This is a genomic window from Wolbachia endosymbiont (group A) of Cydia strobilella (assembly GCF_964026745.1).
Lineage (GTDB): Bacteria > Pseudomonadota > Alphaproteobacteria > Rickettsiales > Anaplasmataceae > Wolbachia > Wolbachia pipientis.
On record NZ_OZ034694.1, the window covers coordinates 1 to 26,118 of the forward strand.

The 26,118-nt window shown below is 34.9% G+C and carries 26 protein-coding genes, 1 other RNA gene and 1 pseudogene; 15 read left to right on the top strand and 13 right to left on the bottom strand.

The features are described from left to right. The coding region (locus tag AAGD76_RS00005; RefSeq protein ID WP_341820135.1) for a phenylalanine--tRNA ligase subunit alpha at positions 1-799 on the bottom strand (799 nt) is incomplete at its 3' end. 146 nt (positions 800-945) lie between these two features. On the opposite strand from AAGD76_RS00005, the gene AAGD76_RS00010 reads away from it, so the two are divergent. The 12 genes from AAGD76_RS00010 to ispG all read left to right on the top strand — a co-directional run bounded on the left by AAGD76_RS00010 (position 946) and on the right by ispG (position 11,071). Further along, complete coding sequence (locus AAGD76_RS00010) at positions 946-2,676, top strand: hypothetical protein (RefSeq protein ID WP_138264796.1); 1,731 nt, start codon at positions 946-948, stop codon at positions 2,674-2,676. Between the two features lie 181 nt (positions 2,677-2,857). Further along, positions 2,858-3,454 (top strand): riboflavin synthase, encoded by a 597-nt coding sequence (locus tag AAGD76_RS00015; RefSeq protein WP_010082169.1) that lies wholly within the window; start codon positions 2,858-2,860, stop codon positions 3,452-3,454. A gap of 57 nt (positions 3,455-3,511) precedes the next feature. Beyond that, positions 3,512-4,102 (top strand): CvpA family protein, encoded by a 591-nt coding sequence (locus AAGD76_RS00020; protein ID WP_010962383.1) that lies wholly within the window; start codon positions 3,512-3,514, stop codon positions 4,100-4,102. 124 nt (positions 4,103-4,226) lie between these two features. Continuing rightward, positions 4,227-4,565, top strand: a transfer-messenger RNA (tmRNA) gene (gene ssrA / locus AAGD76_RS00025). 21 nt (positions 4,566-4,586) lie between these two features. Then, on the top strand, positions 4,587-5,024 hold the full coding sequence (locus tag AAGD76_RS00030) for a ClpXP protease specificity-enhancing factor SspB (protein ID WP_006279412.1): 438 nt from the start codon (positions 4,587-4,589) through the stop codon (positions 5,022-5,024). 205 nt (positions 5,025-5,229) lie between these two features. Next, positions 5,230-5,451, top strand: coding sequence for a hypothetical protein (locus AAGD76_RS00035; protein WP_006279415.1), 222 nt, complete (start codon positions 5,230-5,232; stop codon positions 5,449-5,451). Further along, positions 5,442-5,717, top strand: a complete 276-nt coding sequence (locus tag AAGD76_RS00040; protein ID WP_209472686.1) for a type II toxin-antitoxin system RelE family toxin — start codon at positions 5,442-5,444, stop codon at positions 5,715-5,717. Before AAGD76_RS00035 ends, AAGD76_RS00040 begins: the two co-directional genes overlap by 10 nt. Before the next feature lie 171 nt (positions 5,718-5,888). After that, entirely contained in the window at positions 5,889-6,167 is a 279-nt protein-coding gene (locus AAGD76_RS00045) for a YggT family protein (protein WP_006279515.1), read from the top strand. Continuing rightward, a complete protein-coding gene (locus AAGD76_RS00050; RefSeq protein WP_341820136.1) occupies positions 6,168-8,282 on the top strand; it encodes an FtsK/SpoIIIE family DNA translocase in 2,115 nt (704 codons plus the stop codon). 155 nt (positions 8,283-8,437) lie between these two features. Beyond that, positions 8,438-8,947 carry a hypothetical protein gene (locus tag AAGD76_RS00055; RefSeq protein ID WP_209472690.1) on the top strand — a complete coding sequence of 170 codons (510 nt, stop codon included), beginning with the start codon at positions 8,438-8,440 and terminating at the stop codon, positions 8,945-8,947. Positions 8,948-9,144: 197 nt separating this feature from the next. Beyond that, the gene (locus AAGD76_RS00060; RefSeq protein WP_070356736.1) at positions 9,145-9,765 is read left to right on the top strand and encodes a TRP75-related protein; all 621 of its coding nucleotides are present in this window, start codon (positions 9,145-9,147) and stop codon (positions 9,763-9,765) included. 25 nt (positions 9,766-9,790) lie between these two features. Further along, positions 9,791-11,071 (top strand): flavodoxin-dependent (E)-4-hydroxy-3-methylbut-2-enyl-diphosphate synthase, encoded by a 1,281-nt coding sequence (ispG, locus tag AAGD76_RS00065; protein ID WP_070356735.1) that lies wholly within the window; start codon positions 9,791-9,793, stop codon positions 11,069-11,071. A 229-nt stretch (positions 11,072-11,300) separates the two neighbouring features. Here ispG and AAGD76_RS00070 read toward each other — a convergent pair whose 3' ends face one another. The 11 genes from AAGD76_RS00070 to AAGD76_RS00115 form a co-directional block, all read right to left on the bottom strand. Further along, on the bottom strand, positions 11,301-11,465 hold the full coding sequence (locus AAGD76_RS00070; protein WP_080717620.1) for an IS3 family transposase: 165 nt from the start codon (positions 11,463-11,465) through the stop codon (positions 11,301-11,303). Then, on the bottom strand, positions 11,455-11,619 hold the full coding sequence (locus AAGD76_RS00075) for a DDE-type integrase/transposase/recombinase (protein WP_156768648.1): 165 nt from the start codon (positions 11,617-11,619) through the stop codon (positions 11,455-11,457). The genes AAGD76_RS00070 and AAGD76_RS00075 overlap by 11 nt, the downstream gene beginning before the upstream one ends. Positions 11,620-11,703: 84 nt before the next feature. After that, complete coding sequence (locus AAGD76_RS06370) at positions 11,704-12,057, bottom strand: IS3 family transposase (RefSeq protein WP_080717636.1); 354 nt, start codon at positions 12,055-12,057, stop codon at positions 11,704-11,706. A gap of 31 nt (positions 12,058-12,088) precedes the next feature. Next, positions 12,089-12,352: a transposase gene (locus AAGD76_RS00080; protein WP_341820137.1), complete on the bottom strand. Its 264-nt coding sequence runs from the start codon at positions 12,350-12,352 to the stop codon at positions 12,089-12,091. A gap of 337 nt (positions 12,353-12,689) precedes the next feature. Beyond that, positions 12,690-12,947 carry a hypothetical protein gene (locus tag AAGD76_RS00085; protein ID WP_010962372.1) on the bottom strand — a complete coding sequence of 86 codons (258 nt, stop codon included), beginning with the start codon at positions 12,945-12,947 and terminating at the stop codon, positions 12,690-12,692. Between the two features lie 93 nt (positions 12,948-13,040). Then, entirely contained in the window at positions 13,041-15,428 is a 2,388-nt protein-coding gene (gyrB, locus tag AAGD76_RS00090; RefSeq protein WP_264329768.1) for a DNA topoisomerase (ATP-hydrolyzing) subunit B, read from the bottom strand. A 95-nt stretch (positions 15,429-15,523) separates the two neighbouring features. Beyond that, the gene (locus AAGD76_RS00095) at positions 15,524-15,646 is read right to left on the bottom strand and encodes a hypothetical protein (RefSeq protein ID WP_010962370.1); all 123 of its coding nucleotides are present in this window, start codon (positions 15,644-15,646) and stop codon (positions 15,524-15,526) included. Between the two features lie 299 nt (positions 15,647-15,945). After that, positions 15,946-16,206 carry a hypothetical protein gene (locus tag AAGD76_RS00100; protein ID WP_010962369.1) on the bottom strand — a complete coding sequence of 87 codons (261 nt, stop codon included), beginning with the start codon at positions 16,204-16,206 and terminating at the stop codon, positions 15,946-15,948. Positions 16,207-16,236: 30 nt separating this feature from the next. Then, the gene (locus AAGD76_RS00105; RefSeq protein WP_010962368.1) at positions 16,237-16,845 is read right to left on the bottom strand and encodes an SCO family protein; all 609 of its coding nucleotides are present in this window, start codon (positions 16,843-16,845) and stop codon (positions 16,237-16,239) included. 44 nt (positions 16,846-16,889) lie between these two features. Continuing rightward, complete coding sequence (dnaQ, locus tag AAGD76_RS00110; protein ID WP_341820138.1) at positions 16,890-17,585, bottom strand: DNA polymerase III subunit epsilon; 696 nt, start codon at positions 17,583-17,585, stop codon at positions 16,890-16,892. Between the two features lie 17 nt (positions 17,586-17,602). Then, the gene (locus AAGD76_RS00115; RefSeq protein WP_341820139.1) at positions 17,603-18,253 is read right to left on the bottom strand and encodes a Tim44/TimA family putative adaptor protein; all 651 of its coding nucleotides are present in this window, start codon (positions 18,251-18,253) and stop codon (positions 17,603-17,605) included. A gap of 164 nt (positions 18,254-18,417) precedes the next feature. Between AAGD76_RS00115 and secB the strand changes: the two genes are divergently transcribed. The 3 genes from secB to putA all read left to right on the top strand — a co-directional run bounded on the left by secB (position 18,418) and on the right by putA (position 24,796). Continuing rightward, positions 18,418-18,921 carry a protein-export chaperone SecB gene (gene secB, locus AAGD76_RS00120; RefSeq protein ID WP_006279761.1) on the top strand — a complete coding sequence of 168 codons (504 nt, stop codon included), beginning with the start codon at positions 18,418-18,420 and terminating at the stop codon, positions 18,919-18,921. 14 nt (positions 18,922-18,935) lie between these two features. Further along, positions 18,936-21,521, top strand: a complete 2,586-nt coding sequence (gene acnA, locus AAGD76_RS00125; protein ID WP_209472702.1) for an aconitate hydratase AcnA — start codon at positions 18,936-18,938, stop codon at positions 21,519-21,521. A gap of 134 nt (positions 21,522-21,655) precedes the next feature. Next, positions 21,656-24,796: a bifunctional proline dehydrogenase/L-glutamate gamma-semialdehyde dehydrogenase PutA gene (putA, locus tag AAGD76_RS00130; protein ID WP_341820140.1), complete on the top strand. Its 3,141-nt coding sequence runs from the start codon at positions 21,656-21,658 to the stop codon at positions 24,794-24,796. A 141-nt stretch (positions 24,797-24,937) separates the two neighbouring features. On the opposite strand, the pseudogene AAGD76_RS00135 reads toward putA, so the two are convergent. After that, positions 24,938-26,081 (bottom strand): annotated as a pseudogene (locus AAGD76_RS00135) (transposase). Between the last annotated feature and the right edge of the window lie 37 nt (positions 26,082-26,118).

Genomic DNA, 26,118 nt, shown 5'->3' on the forward strand with positions numbered 1-26,118 from the left:
AGGGTTCAGTAAAAGGAAAAAAACTATTACGAAAACGTATCTTCAGCCCTTTATCTCCAAAAAACTTATTAAGGAAGTGATGAATAGTAAATTTTAACTGGCCCATATTGACGTTTTCATCGACATATAACCCTTCTATCTGGTGAAACATAGGAGTATGAGTTGCATCAAAGTCATTTCTGTATACCCTACCAGGGGCTACTATTTTAATTGGGAATTTTTTTGTTTTTTCCATGGTTCTAATCTGTACAGATGAGGTGTGAGTGCGCAGTACCATTCTTTTATCATCTATTTTATTCTTTAAGTAGAAGGTATCTTGCTCCTCTCGTGCAGGATGATGACTTGGAGTATTCAGTGCATCAAATACATGAAATTCATCTTCAATGTCAGGGCCATCAACTGCCTTAAAACCCATATGTGCAAAAATAAGCTTTACTTCATTTAGAACCTTACTGAGTGGATGGACCTTGCCAATTTTTTCTGGCCTCGCAGGCAACGTGATATCAACTGCCTCGTTCTGCAATTTAAAGTTAACTTCTTCGGCTTTTAGTATATTCTCCTTATTCATTATAAGCTGATCTAGCTTATTACGTAAAACGTTGATAACTTCGCCTAAATTGCGCTTTTTTCCTGCGTCTTCTATCTCTTTTAAGTTGTCAAAATAAGCTTTAATTACACCCTTTTTTCCCAAATATGATAGCCTAACTTTTTCTAAATCTTGTAAAGAAGAAGCATTCTCAATTTCGGAAACTGCTTTATCTTCAAGTGAAAGTATGTCATCTAATAACTCTTTATTCATCTTAAAAACGCTGGCTTAAACTTTCATTATAGTGAAATTTTAAATATCATCAACAATCCGAAAAATTGCCCTATTCTGATTATTAATTTATTGACTGATTAATCTTTTTTATTTACCTTTGCGTTGATGAATTTGCTGTATCAACTATGCACAACAGTAATACTGAAACTAAGAATAAGTATAAAATAGAGGATTTACCTAAGCTCTTTAAGGAAAAATCCAGAAACATAAGTAAAGCATTTTCTAGCGAAACAATTAAGATCAGTACTATTCGCTCGAGAAGTATTGAAAGTAATATACAAGAATTTTCATTTGAGCTAACAGCAACAGATAAAGACACCTTTAATATAAGATTATTTCGAATAAACTCTTTAATTAATTTTTTCAAAATCTGCCTTTCCCGGGAAAAAAATTTTACAGCCAACATAAAAGTGCCCAAAGAAAGCAGTGAACTATATAATAACTACTGTAAAACTAACAGTTATAAAACTGTAGAAGAATTCGTAAATAGTGCTCCGCCTCAAATCCTTCTGCAGGGCACAACGATAACGCTACAAACAGACGTTGAAAACATTAACCTGGACAACTTGTACCAAATCGAGTTATTTCTAAATGAAAAGCTACAACATGCAGAAAAAACTGAAAATGAAGACAAAAAAGAACAGAGTGAAACTAACCAAAAAAATGCACAAAATAAACAAATCGTACCAGTTACAGGCTCATTTGGCTTCGATGTAACAAATAATGGAAAACAAGTTACACGTGTTTCGATAGTAGTTGCTGCAATGCATGAAAACGTTTTCTGGTTTAGATCTTTTTTCTGTCTACCCAATTTTTTTAATACGTCACAATTCTTTTCCCAACAATTGCCAAAATTTTCTATACAGAGCAACAATATACCATTTGGTGTTATTCCAGCGTTTGACCAGGAAAAAAGAAACATGGATCCAAGTAGTCAAGCTACTCGGATGACAGGGGGTAGTATAGAAAATCCAATACCTCAAGAAGCAGAACAGAATGTAGGTCAAACTACTTCGCACACAGAGTATTTTAAGGCTAACAGAAAAAAGAAGTCAAAAAAGCAGACCAAAGAACTATCAGAGAAAGAAAAACCATTAGCCATAAAACAAGCACAAAATGATGCTAGAGTAGCTATGATAGATAACCAAATTGAGCACAGGGGGAAAAAACTCGATAAAATATTTATTGAAGTGATGAGTGGATACAAAAATCAAGATCCAGAAACATTTTGCAATATTTTCAGCTCAGTATTCAATATTGTTTACTTTCAAGATAAACAATTACATGCAATATTAGAGCCAGGCGAGATATCAGAAGTATTACAGATACTCGAAAGGCCACAACCTCTTAGTAACTCACTTTTAGGTAAAGAATATTTACAAAAACAAGTATATAGAAAAAAAGAGCAATTGCTTAAATTAGTTTCAGGTGTTTATATACAACAACCTTCTCCACAACATGAAAATACTCCTCATAAATCTACAAACCCTTTACCAATTAAAGATCTTTCACCAGCAACAAATGAAGCTAAAACTCTACCACCTACTAACATTACACTCAAATCATCATTAAAAACTGTATTTTCCTCAAAAAAGGCTTATTTTTGTCTATTTATAATAGTAGCATCTGCATCAACACTTTGCTTATGGCATTTTCCGTTAGGAAAAGTGTCAATGTTAAAAGGATTAGTGCCACCAGAAAAAAGAGAAAGTATTGGGCTAGCATTGAACATAGGGTTACCAATATTAACTGCATTATGTGTTCTGAGTTTGGCTTATTTCATATATTCTGAATATTCTATAGAATCTATTGAACAAGTAAGTGAAAACGATCCCCTTTCTCGCGCCTATAGCTAGTGCAGGCTCAGTTTTCCTACGTCATACCGTCACGGTATCTCTAGATCCCGCTAACACGTAGCGGGATGACGAATTTGTCGTTTTTTAAATTGTCGGTAAACCAGAATTACTTTAACTATAACAAAATAGAAATAAGTTGTTGTAAAAAATTTTTCATGGTAAAATTATTTATTTTCACCATATGTTTAAAGGAATTATCACGGATATCGGGACTATAACTGATACTACCACTCACTCCAACTCTGATCAAATTTTCCATATCAAGACACAAAATTTATCCTCTATAAATAAAGGAGATTCAATAGCTTGCTCTGGTGTGTGTTTAACTGTTGTTGATATAATGAGCGATACATTTACAGTCCAAGCATCTCAAGAAACTATGAAGGTTGCTAACTTAAATACGTGGAGAATAGGAAAAAAAATAAATCTCGAACAAGCAATGAGATTAAGCGATAAGATCGATGGCCACCTGGTTCAGGGTCATGTTGATGGGATAGTAAAATTTTTAACAATTAATCAAAATTTAGATTCTCATGAAATCAAACTATCGTGCCCACAAGAATTAATTAAATTTGTTGCAAAAAAAAGCTCCGTTACACTAGATGGGGTTTCCCTCACAGTGAATTCAGTTATTAATCAGGAATTTACAGTAAATATCACTCCCTATACATGGGAAAATACAACTTTTCAGTACAACAAAGTAAATGATTATTTGAATTTAGAAATTGACATGATCGCTAGGTATTTAGATCAATTGATGCAGCATAAATACAATTAATTTTACAACCTTGTTATTTACAACTATTATATCTTGAAAACCATATAGATATAAAACATGCTTTTCGATAGCCTAATTATCTTCATTGTTGTTCTATGCGTAATAATCTCGGTAACTAGAGGCTTTATAAAAGAGCTATGCGCACTAATGTTTCTATTTTTATCGGTCTTTCTGACAGCTAATCACTATGATTTTTTCGCTCCAAATTATAGTAAATATTTTGATTCTAAAGTTACACTAAACATACTTTCTACAATCTCTGTATTTATTATACTTAATCTTATATTCATGATAATAAATAACTGGCTAATGTACATATTATCACCCATAAGGTTGGGGTTTATCGATAGAGTTACTGGAATCTTTCTCGGAGTGCTTAAAGGAATATTGCTCTCTTATGTATTATTTTTTGCTGTGCACTTATATTGCTACACAGTATATGACAAAAAAGAGGGAGAGTATAAAATAGAAGCAGAAGACATATTGCCTAATTGGATAATAAATTCACACTCTTATCAGGCTTTATTTGTGACAGCAGAAGAAGTAATTGACATGTATGTACCAGAGTCGTTGATACTAAAAATAAAAGAGATCGGTGGAGAAATGGTTGATCAAGAAAAACCTAAAAACAATAAAAAAGAAGAGTAAATATTTATTTATAAATATTTTCATTGGGAGTATTCAAAAAGCCATATGTGTCAGGTTAAGAGCACAGAATTTTTTACTGGAAATATTAATTTTGTTTTAGCAATAAATCAACTTAAGGTCATAATATCTTGACATTTATTTAATGTTGCTATATAATAGCTATGTACATTTTGTATACTATAGCAATAAAATTACCTTGTAATAGGTGTATTGGACCCGAGGGCAGTACTCGGCGCCTCCACCATGTTTTTTAATTATACGGGGGCGATTAAGGATCGACATGCATAGTAAAGATGGTAGCTTTGCTCGGTTAGACACCACCGCTAAGAGTTCATAATTTAAATGCAAACGATAATTTTGCTGCTGAAGACAATGTCGACGCAATAGCTGCTTAATTTAAGCACTATAACTTCATTGCTATAAGCACGGTTCAGGGAACGCCGGGTAACAGAAGTTCCCCAAAATTTACGTATGTGAAAGTTATATGGAGCAAACAGATTACAAAAAACTGCTTAATTCTGCTAAGTTTCAAGTTATCAAAAAGACTTTAGATGTTATATCAGGTAATGGTTTTATCCCTCACTTAGAAATATTATTTTTCACATATTTTAATGGTGTGACCATGCCAGATCGTTTGAAAAAGTCATACCCTACTCAAATGCTTATTATATTACAGCATCAATTCTATGATTTAAAAGTTTCTGAGGATAAATTTAGCGTCAGTTTGAGTTTTCAAGGAAAACAAGAGCGAATTACTATACCGTTTTTTGCTATTAGTGAGTTTCGTGATAAAATTTCAGGAGATGTTTTAATATTTGACAAAATCAGTATCGACTCTGATAAAGAATACAAAAGTGAAAAATGTACTGAAAAACTATCAAACGGTAGTATTATATCCATAGATCAACTGCGTGATGAGTAACTGCTCATCTTTATAAACAAAAAATATTAATAGAAAAAAGTGGTCTAACTTAAGTAATAGAATAGAGGGTAGATAAATATGCTAAATTTTTAATTATTTATTAACGCAGGTGGCAAAATTTTTCTTACGTATCATCAACTTTCTTTATTGAAAAATTAAAAAAAATGTTGTATACTTGTTACAGTAGTAGAGTTCGGTAAAACATATGGCAAATTCAGGCATTAACATAGCTCTTAGCGAAGAAACTTTAAAGCATCTTGCTGAATTATCTGAATTTACTAAACAGCCCGTTCAAGAATTAGCAGGAAAACTATTTAGAGAAGCAGTTGAGCTTGAAATGGAGGATTTTTTAGTATCTAAAATTTCTGATGAGCGTGATGTTGAAGGTGCAGAAACAGTTGATTTTGAAGATATTAAGTGGGATTAGAGCGTTACAAGGTTAAGTCTCTAAAGAGTGTTGTTGAAAAAGATTTACCAAACCTTCCAAAGATAATAAGGCTAAGAGTTCAAAAGGCTATAAAAGAACGTCTTACAGTTGACCCAATAAATTTTGGTGAACCACTACATCATAACTTAAAAGGATGTAGAAGGCTAAGAGTTAGTGACTATCGTGTAATTTACAGAGTAAATCAATTAGATCATATAGTAACTATCACAGAGATAGGACATAGAGATGATATTTATAAGAAATAAATATCAACATTAATATATATTATACACCCCTCCTTCCTTGTCCATTCTCTACTTTAGGTGGCTTTGCGCAGCTCAAAAAATGAAGTTTTTTTTGGTTCAGCAAAAACAACATTTTGAGTTTGAAAAGGCTAAATACTTGTCTTTTATATAACTTTCGTGTAATAGATATGTATGCATCCAATCATATATCTACTCAATACGTTACTTGATCTTTATAGCTTCATTCTAATATGTTGGGTTGTCCTAAACTGGCTGGTTAAACTTAATATGGTGAACATATATAATGAAACTGTCAGTAGCATAATGCACATCTTGAACCAATTGACATATCCACCACTAAAGATTATTAGAAGATATATACCACCGTTCAACGGATTAGATTTATCTATAATGATATTGCTAATAACAATTCACTTTGTAAAATATACAGTAGCTTACTACTTTAGGTAGATGTTAAAAAAATATCTAAAATCAGCAATATATCTATCCCTTTTAATATATATATATATATCAGTTTTTAGCTATAACTATAAAGATCCTTCCTTAAACACGGCTACAAATGAGGAAGTGACAAATTTAGGTGGAATAGTAGGTTCATATTTAGCTGATATATTGGTTCAATTTCTTGGATTAACTAGTGTTACAATAGCTACAACCATAGTTTACTTGTTGATCTTCAGGTCAGCAAAAATACTGCTGAAAATTCTCTATTTAATATTAATCAATTTAGGGGTATGTGCTATATTACCACAACTTTCGCTAGGCATCACAGCAAGGTACAGACACAGTGGAATGATAGGGAATGCACTCGTTAATAACTGCCCGTTTTATGTATTTGTGATAGTAACATTAATAGGTCTTGTAGGATCTGTTGGTTGGAAGAGAGCAATTTACTCTCTATTCTTCTTATGTAAAAAAATAGCTTGCTTATTTGTAAATGTTCCATTCTTCAGATCACATAAAACTACTGAGTATTCAATTGCACCATTAGTAGTAGAAGAAAAACATAAAACTAAAATCACTACTAAACAACAACCAAAAGAAAGACAGAAAAAAGCCACCAAAGAAATTTTCAGTGAGTTCGAATTTCCAAGCATTCATTTACTTTCCAAAGCAGAGGAGTCTTTGCAGAGAAAACAGCTGAATGAAATGGAGAGCAATAAAAATTTATCTCTGCTGGAACAAGTCCTGAGTGATTTTGGCGTGCAAGGAAAAATTATCAGTGTATGCTATGGGCCGGTTGTGACTTTATACAAACTTGAACCACAAGCTGGTACGAAATCTGCAAGAGTAATTGGCCTTGCAGATGACATTGCACGTTCGATGAGTGCACTCTCTGCACGTATTTCAATAATTCGTGGGCAAAATGCTATGGGAATAGAGTTGCCGAACAAGGAACGGGAAATTGTAATGCTGCGTGATTTGCTTGAATCACCAGAATACCAAAATGCAAACTTAAATCTTCCAATTGCGCTTGGCAAAGAAATAAGTGGAAAACCAGTTATTGCAGATCTAACTAAAATGCCTCACTTGCTCGTTGCTGGAACCACAGGGTCTGGTAAATCAGTTGCGATTAACACTATGATTCTTTCACTCGTTTATCGATTAAGTCCTGACGAATGCAAGATGATAATGATCGACCCCAAAATGCTTGAGCTTTCAATATATGATGCAATACCACATCTAATAACGCCAGTAGTAACAGAGCCAAAAAAGGCTGTAGTCGCTCTTAAGTGGATCGTGAAAGAAATGGAAAACCGCTATCGCATGATGTCGTATTTGAATGTACGCAATGTTATAAACTATAATCAAAAAATCACAGAAGCGATGAATAGTGGAATAGAATTGGAGCGCGTTGTGCAGATTGGCTTTAACTCAACAACAGGCAAACCTCTGTTTGAAAAAATACCAATCAAGATGGAAACATTTCCATATATTGTAGTGATCGTGGATGAAATGGCAGATTTGATGCTTGTTGCCGGCAAAGAAATAGAGTGCTCTATTCAACGCTTAGCTCAGATGGCTCGTGCTGCAGGAATACACATCATAATGGCAACACAACGCCCATCTGTGGATGTGATCACAGGTGTGATAAAGGCGAACTTTCCAACGAGAATCAGTTTTGCTGTTACTTCTAAGATAGATAGCCGTACAATACTTGGCGAACAAGGGGCTGAACAATTGCTCGGCATGGGTGACATGCTCTATATGGCCTCTGGTGGTAAGATCATTCGAGTTCACGGCCCATTTGTAAGTGATAATGAGGTGCAAGATATAGTTGATCATCTGAAAATGCAAGGTGAGCCAAACTACATGGAGGAAATCACTAAAGAAGATGAAAATTCTTCTACAGAGTCACACGATGAAACGGAGGATGAAGAAAATGACCTCTATAACCAAGCAGTGGCCATCATTCAAAGAGATCAAAAAGTTTCAACCAGTTACATTCAAAGGCAGCTTAGAATAGGCTATAACAGAGCAGCAAACATCGTTGAAAGAATGGAAAAGGAAGGTATTGTCAGCGCTCCAAATTACTCAGGGAAAAGAGAGATATTGGTTGAATAACAATCTTGTAATACCTTAATTTAAGTTTCCGCACTTTCAAAAAGCAAGTCAAACAAAATTATTAAAAGGTCAATACATAATGACAGTTAATTTAATAATAATTTAAACATTTGGAATGTAAAATTATAATATATTAATTAGCTAGGAGGTTAAAAATGTCTTTGTGGGAACGTATTATGTATAATTTTAAGGGTCTTGATAAGTTAGCAATAGAAGAATTGCAAAAAAGAGTGGGAGAACTAGAGAAGGTATCAGGGAACTTCGCAGGTTTGGAACAAGAAGTAATCAAACTGTCGGGTGAATTCACGGGAAATTTTAAAGAGCTATTAGGTAAATTCGACGGTTTGAACGATAAATTCGATGGTTTGCAAGAAAAGCTTACAGGCTTGCAAGAAAACTTCACAGGTTTAGAAGAAAAAGTGAAAACACTTACAGAAGCAGTAGCAGATCAAGAAAAAATAATGGCAACTTGTATCATAGTCAGTGCTGTTGCCGCAATAGCGGTCGCTTCTTTTGTTGCATTCTGTATCTATCAGGGAGTTAAGCTTGATAAAGAGAAGAAAAACGACTTATCTAAAGATACGCCAGACGCAAAACTTAGTAATGTAGATACTACCGATGGTACTGAAAAACTACAGAATAACTTAAAAGTTGCAAACATATAGCTGCATAACACTTTTCTTGAAAAGGTGTTACGCAACTTGTAACACCTTACTCTTCTCTTAGTCTGCGTAGGTTTTTTTGATAGCAAACATATCACTTTTTAGAAAAATATTTGTATTGTAAAGTTAGTAAAGATTCTGGTTTACTTAAAGTTTGTTAATTGCTATCTTTTAAAACACGATATTTACTATAGCACCATATGCTTAGGGTTTTTTCTAAAATTTTATTTATATTAATGTTTTTGGTTTCTAGCTTTTTTACTGTGCATAGTGCTGAAGCTAAATCTAAGCTCAGTAAGAGATACATACCTCCTGGTAACCCTGGTGGTGCAAACTTTCATACAGATGAGGATTTTGCTGAGTCATATAAACTGTATGAGAAGCGTAGGGAATTGCTCAAGAAAAAAAAATTACAAGATCGAGCTATAAATAAAGAAGATCTAATCAAAAAATTAAAAGAGAAAAAAATTGCTAGTCTTGATAATGAGCCAAATGACATGGAAGCTTGCATAGTCGACGATGAAGAGAGCACTATGATAAATCAGCATGGTATTAATATCGCACGTTTAAGGGGTGCTGTATTTATAGATCAAGAGTCAGTTTTCCAGTATGAAAATAAGCAGCATGAAAGTGAACAACAAGAAGAGAAGAAAGTTACTTCAACACGAGAAAAGAAAGTTTCTCCTATAAATGTCACTATAAAAGAAACTCCATCAAGAAGAACGTGCTCACATGATTCTATTGCTAATTTGGATAACGTAGATGCTTATAGTTTGAATGGTTCAAGTTCATTTGGCAGTGTAGCTGACACAGTAAAATAGTATCACAATATTGGCCATTAATAATATGCTAGATAAAGACCTGATATTGAATGATAATACATATGAATTATCGCAGATTTCCAGGCACAAAACTCATGTTGTAGAAGTTGGAAAAGTAAAGATAGGCGGAAATAATCCTGTAGTTGTACAATCTATGGCGCTTGGCGTGCATATAGATGCTGATAATATAAAAAGTAGCGCAAAACATTATGCAAAAGAGATAACAGAACTAGCGCGTACAGGTTCAGAATTGGTGCGAATTGCCTTGAACTCAGAGGAGGTAGCAAGAGCAATACCTTATATAGTAGAAGAGATAAATAAAGAAGGTTTTGACGGTAAAATATTGGTAGGCTGCGGTCAATATGAGCTAGATAAATTAGTTCAAGATTATCCAGACAACATCAAAATGCTGGGTAAAATTAGAATCAATCCAGGCAATATAGGCTTTGGCGACAAACGTGATGAGAAGTTTGAAAGGGTGATAGAGTATGCAATAATGCACGATCTTCCGGTTAGAATTGGGGTAAATTGGGGTAGTCTTGATAAATACCTTTTGCAAAAATTGATGGATGAAAACTCTTCGCTTAGTAATTCAAGGCCTTCTGATGTTATACTGCGCAAAGCACTTGTAATGTCTGCTCTTGATAGTGCAAAAAAAGCTGAAGAAATTGGTCTAAATTCAAACAAAATAATCATTTCATGTAAAGTTAGCAAAGTACAAGATTTAATTTTAGTTTATATGGCACTTGCAAAATCTTCCAATTATGCGCTGCATTTGGGTTTAACTGAGGCTGGTATGGGCAATAAAGGTGTGGTAAATACCGCAGCAGGGCTTACTTATTTATTGCAAAATGGCATTGGAGATACAATACGGGCTTCTTTGACTCAACGTCCTGGTGAATCGCGTACTAATGAAGTGGTGGTGTGTCAGGAAATATTGCAGTCTATAGGCTTGCGACACTTTAACCCTCAGGTTAATTCATGTCCTGGTTGTGGGCGCACGAGTAGCGATCGTTTTCGTATATTAACTGAAGAGGTGAATGGCTATATAAAAACTCATATGCCGATGTGGAAGAAAAAAAATCCAGGTGTAGAGCATATGAACATTGCTGTTATGGGATGCATAGTAAATGGTCCTGGAGAAAGCAAACACGCAAATTTGGGAATCAGCTTACCTGGATATGGAGAAAAACCTGTTTCAGCAGTCTACAAAAACGGCAAATATTTCAAAACTTTACAAGGTGATAATGTCTCTGAAGAATTTAAGGCAATTATTGATAATTATGTGAAGAAGCATTACACGTAACCTTTCACGGTTAATTAATAGATAAATCGCAAATAAAAAAGAAAATTAAACCTTGTTTTTCTTTTTTCGTTGGGAATGTTCAAAAAAGTGTGTCAAACCGAAAAAAAAGTAATAAATTGATATAAAAAAAATGGAGGTTTGACTGACCTTACCCAGAAAAAGTGGAGAGAAAGTTTGGAATGTTTTTCACAAAGAGAATGATGAATCAAAATGCTCAGGAATGCAATAGTTAATAGTGACGTTGTTTGTTATAAAAAATTTCTATATATTCAAATATAGCAGTTTTGATATGCTGTTTAGAGTGCCGAGAGGTGTCTATTGGTAACTCCCTTTTTAGAGAACTGAAGAAGCTTTCCACAACAGAATTGTCGTAACAACAACCTTTATAACTCATCTATGTTTTTTATGGATAAGAGATATTGATAACCTTGCGAAGTATATTGTGAACCTTGATCACTATGTAATAGTAGATTTTTGGCAGGTTTACGCTTGTTAACGGCCATTAATAAAGAGTCCATAACCAATTGTTTATTTATTGAACTGCTCATTAACTACCATGCGTGAATATAGATCGATTATTGTTGCCAAATATAGCCATCCTTCTTTGGTTTTTATATAAGTAATCCCATACTTTATTTGGTTGATCGACAATAAAGTTTTGGTCTAATATATTGGGAGCTACTGTCCGTTTGTTGTTTCTTAATTTTAAATTTTCTTCTCAATATAGCCTGAATACCATTTTTCTGCATAATACTTTGCACTGTTTTTAAGTTGCAACTTTTACCCAAAGCCTTCAATTCAGCATGAATTTTAGGAGCTCCATATCTACATTTAGAAACTTGATATATTTTTTGAATAGCTGCGAGTAGCTCTTTATTTGCTGATTCTCTACTGCTTATTTTTCTTGTGGTCCACTTATAGTAGCCACTAGCAGAAAATCCTACATAATTCCTGTACTTTATAGCAGTTACTATATAAAAAAATATTTTACTCTTTTTGACTGGCCAGGGCTTTTTTTTAAATGTCTCTTTCCCTTGTTACTCTTGCTAACTCTCTTTGTAAATCAAACCTCTCTTTGTCGTAAGGAGCCATGTTACCTCTACCTGGAAATGCATCTGCTGCCGACTTTTTTTCGTTGTGTTTCTTTATCCATTTTCCTAATAAACCACCCTTTATTCCTAAATCCTTTGCTATTTTTGTAATTGTTTGACCTGTCTTTCTTTGTTCATTTGCCAGTTTAACAGCTTCCAATTTGAATTCTGCCGTATATTCTCTTGCCATTTCTAATCCTCCAAAATTTTATTTTACCCGAAAAAACTCCTTTCTTTCTCTCCACTTTTTCTGGGTAAGGTCACTTGGCAACAGTTGCTCTACTTTCTCCTTCATCCAATGCTTCCATTGCTTTTTTCCTTAAGTCGTAACTATACGCTGCTGGCATACAAACCCCTCTACCATAAATCCATTCTTACCTTATTGGGATTATTATGAGAAGAGCTATAACTCTATGGGAGGGAAGCAAAATCTGGGATTCGGCCTTAATGGCATTAGCGTTGCATCAGCTTCACCCTCCCTGTGAGGTATTTTAGCTCTAATGCCTCACATCATAAAGATACAAGTGTCAAGCTACTTGGATGACAGGGGAGGGAGGCACTGGGATGACAGGAGAAGGTAGTGGGATGACACCCTGACAACCGTCATCCCGCTGCTTGTTAGCGGGATCTAGAGATACCGCGAATGAATCGCGGCATGACGTAGGACTGCTTTCATTCCAGTGCTTGACACTGGAATCCAGCCTTTCTGCAATCTCATCGAAAACGTTGTAACCACTTTCTATGCTAGTTTGCTTGTGAGCAACCTGGATTCCAGTGTCAAGCACTGGAATGACACCGTTATAAAGGAACCAGTGTCAGCTACTTGAATGACACAGTCTTTGCTTAAACCCGTAACGTTCGTACATTTTGCTAAAAGTTCAAATATCAACATCATGCACATTAAGTGCATTGCTATTAATAAAATCACGGCGTGGTTCAACTATATCACCCATTAATATTGAAAATATGGAATCAGCTTCTTCACAATCTTTTATTTCAACCTTTAATAAAGTTCTAGCCTCAGGATTTAACGTAGTATCCCATAGCTGATCAGCATTCATTTCACCAAGACCTTTAAATCTCTGCAGAGTTAAACCTTTTTTACCATAGTCCATTATTATTTTTGCAAGCGTACTTGGAGAAGTGATTCTTATTTCAGTTTCTTGTGACTTTAAAAATGAATCACCATTAAATAAATTACTTATACCATCAAGCAAACTTAATATGTTTTGCATATCTTTGCCTTCAAGCATACTAAGTGCAAATATATATTTGTCTGCCAATCCTTGAAACAATTTAGAGATATGAATTTCTTTTTCTTCATCTTTTATTTCCACTTCCCAAGTGTATTCGCTGTACATTAACTTCAAATACTTTAATATCTCATCAGCCGATGATAGAGCATTCTTTTTACTTAAAATTAGCAATGACTCTAAGAGATTTTGTGGTATTTCTCTATCATAATTTTTGCTAATATTAGAAGTGCTAACGCATTTATTCAAAATAAGGCGCAAGTTGTTAAATTCTGTAGCTGTACCACTTAGTGTTAATCTTTTAACTGCTGAGTTTATTATATACTCTTCAAAAGTTTCGTCATCTTTAATATAAGTGTCTTTGGCATTCTTTGTAACTTTATAGAGGGGTGGCTGTGCTATGTATAAGTAACCTTTTTCAATAACTTCACGCATATGTCTAAAAAAGAAAGTTAGAATCAAAGTTCTTATATGTGAACCATCAACATCTGCATCTGTCATGATGATAATTTTATGATATCTAGCTTTTTCAATATCGAAGTGTTCACTCCCTATTCCAGCACCAATTGCAGTAATTAAAGAGCCTATTTCTGCAGATGAAAAAATACGATCTAAACTTACACGTTCTACGTTTAGAATTTTTCCTCTTAAGGCAAGCACTGCTTGTGTTTTACGATTACGCCCCTGCTTTGCAGTACCACCTGCTGAATTACCCTCTACTATAAATAATTCCGATAACTCAGGAGCTTTTTCCTGACAATCAGCAAGCTTTCCTGGCAGAGTTGCAATATCAATATTGTTTTTGCTTTTAACTAGCTCGCGCGCTTTTCTTGCAGCTTCTCTTCCTTTTGCTGACCTGATTGCTCTTTCTACTATGCTTGCTGCCAATTTGGGATCAGTTTCAAGGATTGTGCTCAATTTATCAGAAACTATACTTTCTACAACTGCACGTGCTTCAGAACTAACTAGTTTATCTTTTGTTTGTGAAGAAAACTTAGGATCAGGCATCTTAAGAGATAAAACACAAGTTAAACCTTCTCTAACGTCCTCTCCAGTTAAATTTACTTTTGCTTTCTTTAAAAACCCTTCATTAGTTGCATAGGTATTGATACATCTAGTTAGTGCAGATCTAAATCCTGCCAAATGCGTACCACCATCTCGTTGCCGTATATTATTAGTGAAACACAACATATTCTCATAGTAGGAATCATTCCATTCCATCGATATTTCCAAGCTGATGCCAAGATCTTCTGCATCTCCTTTCATACTGGCAATTTTAGTTACATGTGTCTTATTCTTATCTAAATACTGCACAAAATTTGCTGTACCAAAATTGTCTTTAGATTGATTGCTCTGATTGAAATGAGATTCTGTATATGGTTCATTGCGCAGATCACGTAAAGTAATGTCGATATTTGAATTTAAAAATGCTAATTCTCTTATACGACTTTCAAGCGTTGAGTAACTGAAATTAATGCCATTAAAAGTCTCTGTTGATGGCATGAACGTGACTTTAGTTCCTCTTTTGTTTGTATTTTCGTTGACTACCTTTAAAGGTTCAATAGACTCACCATCTTCAAAACGCATAAAGTGTTCTTTCTTATTGCGCCAAATAATTAATTCCAACCAGCTTGATAATGCATTCACAACTGAGATTCCAACACCATGTAATCCCCCAGAAACTTTATAGGTATTGCTGTCAAATTTACCACCAGCATGGAGTTGAGTCATTATTACCTCTGCTGCTGATATTCCTTCTTCTTCATGAATGTCAGTTGGAATGCCACGACCATTATCAGTTACAGATACTGAACCATCTTTATTTATGCTAACTTCAATTTGATCACAATATCCAGCTAAAGATTCATCTATTGCGTTATCAACAACCTCATATACCATGTGGTGCAAGCCAGATCCATCGTCAGTGTCACCAATGTACATACCTGGACGTTTCCTTACAGCATCAAGACCCCTTAAGATTTTTATTGCATCGGCATTATAACTATTTTCCATGGTATTGCTTCGTTTATGAATGTTAATTAATATTACATTCATATATGCTGATTAGCAACATTTTTAAACTGATAACCCATATTAAAAGTACAACTTTACGAATGTTTATTTTTGAAGACAGCAAATAGTGTCATTCCAATGTGTCTTCCATAACTGTACGAACATTCATTTTTGAAGGTAAATTGCACAACAGATGATGTCATTCCAGTGCTTGACACTGGAATGGCTTTGTTGCATCGCTAGCTATGATGGATTAAAGATAAAAAAGATGGAGAATATCAGTAGCTTATTATTCTGGTATTTATAACAAGAACGGTCAGTGAATACCTAAATTTGAGTAAAAGAAATTTCACTACCACTCACTAATCCGGCTAAAATTCAAGAATTTCAATGCTTTAGCTATTTTCAATAGAATTAAATTTATTAATGTAAATAATAAATTACTATTCTTAAATTTGATCAGATTGATTGCAAAAAAACAAGATTTTCAATAGGTTACTTATAATCCTAACTATAGTTAGCCTTTCATAAGTAGCGATGCAACAAAGCCCACTGGAATCCAGAAATTTTGCTTATAACTGAGCTGATGAGCTAAAGGTAGTTGTCTTACGCTAAAACAAACGTTTTTAATTAAGTTGCATAGAAGCTGGATCCCAGTGTCTGGGCACTGGGATGACACCCCACTGGTGGGAATTGCTCCCAAACTACAACGTTCGTACAGTTGTGTGTGTCTTCCCATGGAGATTGCTCTCAAATCATAATGCTCATGCAGTTGCATGCTCGACTAATTAACAGAAAAATCTATAATTCAGTTTACGTATTTTCTTATCTCAGCCAAAATCTTATCAGATTGACTTTCGTCTGAATTTAAATCAGCTGCAAAGTGTGTAACATATTTTCCTCCAGGGCCAATAAGGTACATTATTGAAGAATGGTTGATTTCTTCTTCTCCACCAACTTTGCTAGCATATACTTTATACTTTGCAATTACTTCGTCTATTTTTTCTCTTTCACCAGTTAACATTTGTATTCTGTGGTCAAATTGCTGCTGAAATTCTTTAAGTCTTTCCGTGCTATCGCGCTCAGGATCGACTGTGATGAAGAATGTTTGTAGCTTGTTGTTAGTTTTCTCATCTAACTTTGCAAGTGTTTCTGAAATTATTCCAAGGTTCATAGGGCAAATTCTTTTGCATGAGGAAAACCCAAAGAAAATCATCATGTATTTATCTTTAAAATCACTACTGCGCAAGATCTGTCCGTCCTGATTAATTAAAGAAAAATCTCCGCCTATCTTAACTTCTGCGTTGTGAATCGCTGCTGGGGCAAATATGCCTTTTTTAGTGAAATAACAATAACCTAAAAAAACAACTGCTAATGCTGCTAGCACATTAGATAATAATCTTATAAACCTTACCATTAGAATGCTCTCAGTAAAATTGAATTGTATCTTTATTGGTTAACCTATTCAATATATTTATTCCAAAGTGTATTGTTAATTTTGTCTAACAGTTTCTTATGTTCATCAATTTCTTTACTATTTGGTAAATGTTCTCTGGGAGTTAGATTACGTACTTTATGCTGAACGAATGTGGAGTTACTGTCCTGATTGTATTCATTATCAAACAGAAAGGTTTGTAACCCTCCTGTAAGTTCAACATATACCTTTGCAAGCAATTGAGCATCAACTAGTGCTCCGTGCAATTCTCTATTCTCTAGCGATATATCAAAACGCTTACATAATGCATTCAAAGAAGCAGGTGATCCTGCGAATTTTTTCCTCGCAAGAGGTAATGTATCTAGCACTCTGTCTGAGGAAATTAACCTAGCATTCAGCTTGCTTAACTCCATGTTAAGGAACTTAACATCGAATTCAGCGTTGTGAATTACCAAAATATCATTAGATATAAAGTCAAGAAATTCAAGTGCAACATCTGAAAATAATGGTTTATCTTCTGAAAATTCTTCACTAATACCGTGAATCTTAAACGAGTGATAAGGTATATCTCTTTCTGGGTTAAGGTACCGATGGAATACTTTACCTGTTGGAATGCGGTTAATTAATTCCACACACCCTATTTCAATAATTCGATGACCAGATTCAGTGTCAAGACCTGTCGTTTCAGTGTCAAGTACTATTTCGCGTAGCTTGCTTTCCATTTCAAATAAAACTCATCTTACTTATCATTTGTCTTATCGTTACTTGTCTTTTTATAGTGAATAGAAACAAGCAACCAGCTTGGGTCTGATGAATTAACATTTTTTTTGAATTGCCATACATCCTCAACTTTATTAATAGTGGATGTACTACCTGATATTATATCTCCTTCATTGTTCTTAACGAAGTTAATTTGCTCTGAAAGGAAATATACTGCAATAAACACTGCGTTTTTTACTAGCTTTATTTCTAAAATCTTTTGTGAAACGATAGAAACAATTATAGACTCGTGCACCTCTTTACGATGTTTAATCTTCCCTGCAAAATTATCATATAAGTCTTTATCGAGAAGTGGTTTTAACTGAGACAAATTTCCTTGATTGAAACATTTTATTATTAATTCAAAAGCTATGCTTGAACCTTCTATAAAGTGGGAAATAGAAAAATCTTTGTTTTTTTTTAATATTTGTTTATAAGTAACTTTTATTGAATTTTCATCATTGCTATCAATGTAACCCTCAATGTTTTCTACTACATCTTCTCTACTTCGGCTTACATCCAATACATTAGTTAGCTTTTTTAGGTTGAGGTTGGCTGACCTTCCTAAAGAATTATACAAACGTGAAAAAATGAACGCCGCTAATAAAGCATATATTACAAGCTCTATCATAGTAACTCAACTCCTTGGCATATAAAGTATCCGAACATTATTAATTATTAATGAAAATATGTTTTTCATATCAACTTATAATCAGGTTTGCTATTCGTTTGTAAATGAATATATTATATAAGAAAGTATTAAATATCTCAACTTAATTAAAGGAGACGTAAGAAATGCCACAACAAAAAATGAGAATTCACGGTCAATATGTTAAAGATCTATCATTTGAGAATCCGAATTCGCCATTCCTTTCTTCTAGTAAAGCTCCAGATATTAATGTAATGGTTAATATCAATTCAGCAAAATTAGAAGGGACGAAAAACAAAGAAGAAGTGAATGAAGAAAAATCTTTTCATGAAATTACTTTGCATATAGAAGTCAAAGCAACGGTAAAAGATGAAGGCATAAAAGATGGTGTAGCTTTCATTTGTGAGACGAAATATTGTGGCATTTTTTCAATAGAAAATTTAAAAGAGTTGAGTGAGGAAGAGGTAAGACAAGCTTTGTTTATTGGCGGACCTACTTTTCTTTTCCCTTTTGCAAGAGAAATAATTGCAAGAGTTACAAGTAGTGGTGGATTTCCCCCACTGATGCTAGATCCTATAGATTTTGAAACTATGTATGAGCAGCAAGGTCAACAACAAAAAAGTAACGGTAGTAATTCCAATTTTAACTAATATAGTGTGATAGGATGAACAATTCTTTAAATGCAAAAACGACTTTAAACATTGACGGGAAGTCATACAACTATTTTAGCCTAAGTAGTGCTAGTGAATTTTTAGGAATAGATGTGACTAAATTGCCTTGCTCACTTAAGGTTCTGCTTGAAAGTTTATTGCGCAATGAAGATGGAGTAAACGTAAAGCTAGATGACATAAGAGTACTAGCAGACTGCGTTAATAAACACACTAATCACGAAATTAGCTATAAACCAGCAAGGGTGTTGATGCAAGATTTTACAGGGGTTCCTGCTGTTGTTGATCTAGCTTCAATGCGGGACTATGTTAAGAAAAATGGAGGAAACCCAAGCAATATAAATCCGTCTGTACCGGTTGATCTTGTGATTGACCATTCTGTTCAAGTAGATAGTTATGGAAGTGTTTCCGCATTCAGTAAGAATGTTGAGTTAGAAGTAAAAAGAAATTTGGAGAGATATCAATTTTTAAAGTGGGGAGAATCGTCCTTCACAAATTTTAGAGTAGTGCCGCCTGGCACAGGGATTTGCCACCAAGTGAATCTTGAATATTTAGCGCAAGTTGTGTGTAATAATGATGGAGTCATATATCCTGATACTTTAGTTGGTACTGACAGCCATACTACAATGGTTAACGGATTATCAGTTCTTGGTTGGGGTGTTGGAGGCATAGAAGCTGAGTCTGTGATGCTTGGTCAACCAATTAGTATGGTGATTCCAGAAGTAGTTGGATTTAAATTAATTGGCAGATTGTCGGAAGGAGTAACTGCGACCGATTTAGTGCTGATGGTTACCAATATCCTAAGAACAAAAGGCGTTGTTGGTAAGTTTGTAGAATTTTATGGTGATGGTTTAGATTATTTATCTTTGGCAGATAGAGCCACTATAGCAAACATGGCCCCGGAGTATGGCGCAACTTGTGGATTTTTTCCAATTGATCAAAAAACGCTAGATTATTTAAGCTTAACCGGAAGGCCAGAAAAGCTGATTAAGCTAGTTGAGGCTTATGCGAAAGAGCAAGGACTGTGGCGTAGTAGTGACGAGTTAGCATTTTTTGACACACTAGAGCTTAATTTATCAAGCGTGGAGCCAGTAATGGCTGGTCCCAAAAGACCACAAGATAAGGTTTTTCTTTCACAAGTGGCAGAGTCTTTTTCTAAATCATTTTTAGTTAATGAGTCAAAGGAAAGCGATAAACTCCAAGATGGAAGTGTAGTTATTGCAGCAATAACAAGCTGCACTAATACTTCTAATCCAAGTGTGATGATTGCTGCAGGTCTTGTAGCTCGTAATGCAATTAAACTTGGATTAAAATCAAAGCCTTGGGTTAAAACTTCTCTTGCTCCAGGGTCACAAGTTGTAACAGAATATTTAGAAAAGTCTGGATTGCAGGTAGATCTAAATGCTTTGGGTTTTAATCTAGTTGGATATGGTTGCACAACTTGCATTGGGAATTCTGGTCCACTTAATAAAGATATAGAAGATGGCATTAAAAACAAAAACTTAACCGTTGCTGCAGTTTTATCTGGCAATCGTAACTTTGAAGGAAGAATTCATCCGTTAGTCAAAGCTAATTACTTGGCATCTCCGCCACTTGTTGTTGCATATGCACTTGCTGGTACTGTGCAAATTGATCTGACAAAAGATTCAATATGCAAAGATAAGAATGGAAATGACGTCCATCTCAAGGATATATGGCCAACAAACAATGAAATCGAAGATTGTGTTAAAAATGTGGTAACACGTGAGATGTTTATACAAAAGTATAAGGATGTTTTTTCTGGTGATGAACATTGGCGAAAGATAAAGTGTGAAAAAAGTGAAATCTATAATTGGGATGCAAATAGCACTTACATACAAAATCCGCCCTATTTTGATAATTTATCACCTAAAAATAATAAAATCGATATAAAAGGTGCACAAATATTGGCAATGTTTGGCGATAGCGTAACCACTGACCACATTTCCCCTGCTGGAAATATTGCCTCAAGTAGTCCTGCAGGTATATATTTAAAAAATCTTGGAATTGAGCCACAGGACTTTAATTCGTATGGGTCTCGTCGTGGTAACCACAATGTAATGATGCGTGGGACTTTTGCTAACATTAGAATAAAAAATGAAATGGTAAGCATCGAAGGCGGCTATACAAAATATATTCCTTCTCAAGAAACTATGTCGATTTTTGATGCAGCAATGCGCTACAAGGAAGCTCTCATCATTGTGGCAGGAAAGGAGTATGGCACAGGTTCAAGTAGGGATTGGGCAGCAAAGGGTACTTTATTGTTGGGGGTTAAAGTTGTCATTGCAGAAAGCTTTGAGCGTATACATAGGTCCAACTTGGTCGGCATGGGTGTTCTTCCACTTATATTCCAAAATGGAATAACCAGAAAGATATTTGATGGTAGCGAGGTAATAAGCATAAAAGGTGAAATAGTGCCAGGTGGAAATCTAGAATGCATCATCAAAAGAAAGGATAATTCAAAGCAATCAATTCAACTCAAATGCTGTGTACAAACCGCAACTGAGACTAAATACTTGATGTGTGGTGGAGTGTTGAGCTACATACTTGCACAATCTTTTTGATTTAGTGAAGTTATTGCATGGACTTCTTTTAGCCAGCCCTGATCCCTTTGTAAATAGCAATTTGCTCTGCGCAAAGTTATGATATAATTTCACCATACATATGGTGTCGGAGTATTTTTTGGAGATAATTATATATGATAAGCTCTATACAAGAACCTAATGAACTCAGAAAACGTTTACAAGGATTTTATCGTACTGATGAAAAGAGTTATATACGTTATCTTGTAGAAAAAGCAGAGCTTTCGGCTGATTCAAAAAATAGAATTTATAATATTGCAAAACAAGTTATTGAAAAAATCAAACACAATAAATTAAGTATTGTAGATTCCTTTATGCAGCAATACTCGCTTTCCAATGATGAAGGAATAGCATTGATGTGCCTTGCTGAATCGCTACTTAGAATACCAGATGATTATACAATAGACGAGCTAATCAAAGATAAAATTGCCAATCAAGAATGGAGTAAATATTTAGGATATTCTTCTTCATTGTTCGTCAATGCTTCCACGTGGAGTTTAATGATAGGTAGCAGTATATTGAGAGATAATGAAGGCGATTCGAAGTTCTATTACGCAATTTCTAAGTTACTTAAGAATTTAGGAGAACCGATCATTCGCAAAGCAGTAAAACAAGCAATGTCTATGCTTGGTAATCATTTTGTTGTTGGAGAAACCATAGAAGAAGCTTTAAGGTACGCAAAACTAGATGACAATAGTAAGTTTTTATACTCTTTTGATATGCTTGGCGAAGCTGCTCACACAACTGAGGATGCAGAAGAGTATTTTAATTCATACATGCACTCAATAAAAGCTATAGGTGAATCCACTGAAATAAATGATTGTTTTAAATCCCATGGAATTTCAATCAAACTTTCTGCTTTACACCCACGTTATGAATTTAGTCAATTTGGCCGAATTGCTGGTGAGATATTCACTAAGGTTTTAGAGCTCTGCCGCGAGGCAAAAAAATACAACATTTCACTATGCATAGACGCAGAAGAAACAGAAAGGCTTGAAATTTCCTTAATCTTGTTTGAACAATTACGGCTTGATGAATCACTTTCTGAGTGGGAAGGGCTCGGCTTGGCTGTACAAGCATATCAAAAACGTGCTTTATCTGTTCTTGACTTTGTTGAAGATGTTGCTATCCGATCAAAGCACAAAATTATGGTGAGGCTTGTAAAAGGTGCATATTGGGATTCAGAAATCAAGCGTACGCAAGAATTGGGATTAAATGATTACTCAGTATTTACAAGAAAAAGCTATACTGACGTATCTTACCTCATGTGCGCACAGAAACTTTTGAGTAAACCAAACAGCTTTTACCCATGCTTTGGAACTCATAACGTCTATACTTTTGCTTCTATCATGGAACTTGCTGATAAAAACCACCCTGGATTTGAATTTCAACGCTTACATGGAATGGCAAAAGACTTATATGATTATGCAATGTCAGAGCTTGCAACAAATGTTAGCTGTCGTGTCTACGCACCCGTTGGGGAACATAGTGACTTGTTGCCTTATCTTATAAGACGCCTTCTTGAAAATGGAGCTAATAGTTCGTTTGTTAATCAAATAAGTGATCCTAACGTTAAAATCGATGAGTTAATTTCATATCCACTGGAAAAAGCTATAAATTTTAATTATGAACCTCATCCAGGCATTCCATTACCACAAGATATTTTGGGACCAGAAAGAAAAAATTCTTTGGGAATGGATATTAGTGATTCTGTGATAGTCTCACAATTTGCAGATGATATAAAGGGTTTTAGTGAAAAAAAGTGGCAAGTTGGACCAATAATTGATGGAAAGGCACTATTTGATAGTGCTGAATTTATCGAAGTAGTGAATCCTGCACATTTGGAAAATGTAATTGGAGAAGTGTCAAATACAACAAGTGTTCAAGCTTTAAACGCTCTTGAAATAGCACATAATGCTTTTACTGAATGGCAGAATGTTTCAGCAGTAGAGCGCGCTAAATGCCTTGAAAAAGCTGCAGATTTGCTTGAAGAAAGGATGAAAGAGTTGATTTATATTCTGATCGTAGAAGCAGGAAAAATTTTATCTGATGCAATAGCGGAAGTAAGAGAGGCAGTGGATTTCTTACGTTACTACGCAACGATAGCAAAAAATGAACTGAGCGACTGGAAAAAATTGCCAGGGCCAACAGGTGAAGATAACTTCATCTTTTTTGAAGGTAGGGGAGTTTTCCTGTGTATATCACCGTGGAATTTTCCACTTGCTATCTTCATTGGGCAGGTTTCAGCTGCACTTGCAGCAGGTAATGCAGTGCTGGCAAAACCGGCAGAGCAAACGCCGATTATTGCCTATGAAGCTGTTAAGATACTACATGAAGCTGGGATATCAAAAAATGTGTTGCACCTCATTCCTGGGGATGGTGGATATTTAGGCAAAATATTAGTTCCAGACAATAGAATTTCCGGTGTAGCTTTTACTGGTTCAACACAAACCGCTCAAATAATTAATAGAATGCTTGCAAATAGGGATGGTCCTATTGTGCCATTTATTGCTGAAACTGGCGGATTAAATGCTATGATTGTTGATAGCTCTGCTCTCTTAGAGCAAGTGACTACGGATGTTTTGCTTTCTGCGTTTCGCAGCGCTGGCCAACGCTGTTCTGCGCTTAGAGTGCTGTTTATTCAAGAGGACATAGCAGAGAAGCAGATAAAAATGATATGCGGTGCAGCGCAAGAACTCAAGATTGGTGACCCAATACAACTTAGTACTGATATTGGTCCAATAATTGATAAAGCATCTATCGATATGCTCACTCAACATACGCAAAAAATGTCAGAGGATAAAGATTCAAATCTGTTATTTAAAGTACCCATGGATACAAATTCTCATAATGGTTATTTCTTTCCTCCATATATTTATGAGATACAAAAAATTTCGCAATTAAAGCAAGAAGTATTTGGTCCTATTTTACATATCATACGTTTTAACAAGTCACAATTAAATGAAGTTATAAGTGATATAAATAGTACTGGATATGGGCTTACGTTTTCTTTGCAGAGTCGTATACAAAGTCAAATTGACACTATAAGTAAAAAAATATCAGTTGGAAATGTCTACATCAACCGTAACCAGATAGGTGCAGCAGTTGGGATACAACCATTTGGTGGTAGAGGACTATCTGGCACTGGGCCAAAAGCTGGTGGTCCTCATTATTTACAGCGTTTTTCTACAGAAAAAGTTGTAAGTGTTAACACTACAGCATTTGGTGGTAACACTACACTTATGTGTTTGGATTAATTTGCGGGCCCTAATTTTTCTTACCCCTAAACTAGACGTTCGTGCAGTTATGTACACAGCGCTAAAATCCGAAAAGGACCAGCTCATGCACTGAAATAAATCGTATCCGTTCAGCCAATGGCGTCAACTTAAGAACTTTCATTAGCAAACTCTCCTAAAGACATGATGGCGTTTAGGCTTATCTACTTTATTGCGGCTGTCCCGGTCGGATTTTAACTTTAGCGCGTATACTTAAAAAGGGCTTGAAAGTTTTTTGGCGCAATAAGTACCTGATAGAGTTTCTGTCTCATTACACTAAATAAAACTGAAAAATTTAAACGATACTCAGTAATTTGATCTGGGTTCCAAGGCCCTTGTGCATCACATATATGAAGCGATAATATATTGCACATGACCAAGTTTGCCCAAAATTCTTGTAATACAGCCTCTCCAGAAAAATTCTCTAACTCTGCTCCTACTTTGAGTCGTTTATAGCACTTCTCTATGTGCCACCTTAACACATAAGCTTTGCTCCAAAGTCTCGGTCAAAAACTCTGTTTCTCAGTTGGCTAATGTCAGCACTATAACTCTTACTTTCTGTCCTTTCATTTTATTTTTTAGCTTTTCATTTTCTAATATAAAATCAAAATCTAATTCGCCAGCGTTCCCATAGCTTACTATAATTTCTTTTTTGCAAGCGAAAAATAAAATCTACTTCCAAATTATAATGCTGCTGAATGAATTTTACTGAAGACGATCATAGATAAATAATAATTTCTCTTGATTTAATAAACGCATTTGAGTGATAACTTCGGGTAATTGCTCTGCCGCCAACGTTTGTTCACCTATATTCCAAGCTGCAAGACGAGCACTGCAAATCAATGAAGTACACAAATCAACAAACAAATTGCCAATGGTGCCTGTTGTTCCATTTGGTTCAAACTCGGATACAATTTCCCCAGAGCTGGGTAATCTCATACCAGAACCATCTGCTGCAATAAGTCTATAGCCTCTCCAACTCAGGTTCATCCTGATAGGCTGTTTGGATGCTTAGATTCTTGAAAGCCTGTATGGCAAATCTTATATCTTGCTTTAGAAAAAGCTTGCTTTGAGGGTACATGTCAATGGCTCCATAAGTTCACATTCTATTCCCAAACTTTTTTTAACTAACTTTAAAATCATAGAAAATACTGTCGAAAAAGGAAGTTTTCTTGTTCGTGTAAAACTCAACACAATGGATTTTCTGAAAAGTTTTCGAGTATATTATATTTTTAATTTGTAGAATAAGGTTTTTTCCTTTTTGCATATTTCACCTAAAAAGGACACATTTTAGACTTCTTTGT

Coding starts and splice junctions, on each gene's coding strand:
- AAGD76_RS00010 (WP_138264796.1), top strand. CDS start 946: ATGCACAACAGTAATACTGAAACTAAGAATAAGTATAAAATAGAGGAT.
- AAGD76_RS00015 (WP_010082169.1), top strand. CDS start 2,858: ATGTTTAAAGGAATTATCACGGATATCGGGACTATAACTGATACTACC.
- AAGD76_RS00020 (WP_010962383.1), top strand. CDS start 3,512: ATGCTTTTCGATAGCCTAATTATCTTCATTGTTGTTCTATGCGTAATA.
- AAGD76_RS00030 (WP_006279412.1), top strand. CDS start 4,587: ATGGAGCAAACAGATTACAAAAAACTGCTTAATTCTGCTAAGTTTCAA.
- AAGD76_RS00035 (WP_006279415.1), top strand. CDS start 5,230: ATGGCAAATTCAGGCATTAACATAGCTCTTAGCGAAGAAACTTTAAAG.
- AAGD76_RS00045 (WP_006279515.1), top strand. CDS start 5,889: ATGCATCCAATCATATATCTACTCAATACGTTACTTGATCTTTATAGC.
- AAGD76_RS00050 (WP_341820136.1), top strand. CDS start 6,168: ATGTTAAAAAAATATCTAAAATCAGCAATATATCTATCCCTTTTAATA.
- AAGD76_RS00055 (WP_209472690.1), top strand. CDS start 8,438: ATGTCTTTGTGGGAACGTATTATGTATAATTTTAAGGGTCTTGATAAG.
- AAGD76_RS00060 (WP_070356736.1), top strand. CDS start 9,145: ATGCTTAGGGTTTTTTCTAAAATTTTATTTATATTAATGTTTTTGGTT.
- ispG (WP_070356735.1), top strand. CDS start 9,791: ATGCTAGATAAAGACCTGATATTGAATGATAATACATATGAATTATCG.
- AAGD76_RS00070 (WP_080717620.1), bottom strand. CDS start 11,465: ATGAGTTATAAAGGTTGTTGTTACGACAATTCTGTTGTGGAAAGCTTC.
- AAGD76_RS00075 (WP_156768648.1), bottom strand. CDS start 11,619: ATGAGCAGTTCAATAAATAAACAATTGGTTATGGACTCTTTATTAATG.
- AAGD76_RS00080 (WP_341820137.1), bottom strand. CDS start 12,352: ATGGCAAGAGAATATACGGCAGAATTCAAATTGGAAGCTGTTAAACTG.
- gyrB (WP_264329768.1), bottom strand. CDS start 15,428: ATGGAAAATAGTTATAATGCCGATGCAATAAAAATCTTAAGGGGTCTT.
- AAGD76_RS00100 (WP_010962369.1), bottom strand. CDS start 16,206: ATGCAACTGCATGAGCATTATGATTTGAGAGCAATCTCCATGGGAAGA.
- AAGD76_RS00105 (WP_010962368.1), bottom strand. CDS start 16,845: ATGGTAAGGTTTATAAGATTATTATCTAATGTGCTAGCAGCATTAGCA.
- dnaQ (WP_341820138.1), bottom strand. CDS start 17,585: ATGGAAAGCAAGCTACGCGAAATAGTACTTGACACTGAAACGACAGGT.
- AAGD76_RS00115 (WP_341820139.1), bottom strand. CDS start 18,253: ATGATAGAGCTTGTAATATATGCTTTATTAGCGGCGTTCATTTTTTCA.
- secB (WP_006279761.1), top strand. CDS start 18,418: ATGCCACAACAAAAAATGAGAATTCACGGTCAATATGTTAAAGATCTA.
- acnA (WP_209472702.1), top strand. CDS start 18,936: ATGAACAATTCTTTAAATGCAAAAACGACTTTAAACATTGACGGGAAG.
- putA (WP_341820140.1), top strand. CDS start 21,656: ATGATAAGCTCTATACAAGAACCTAATGAACTCAGAAAACGTTTACAA.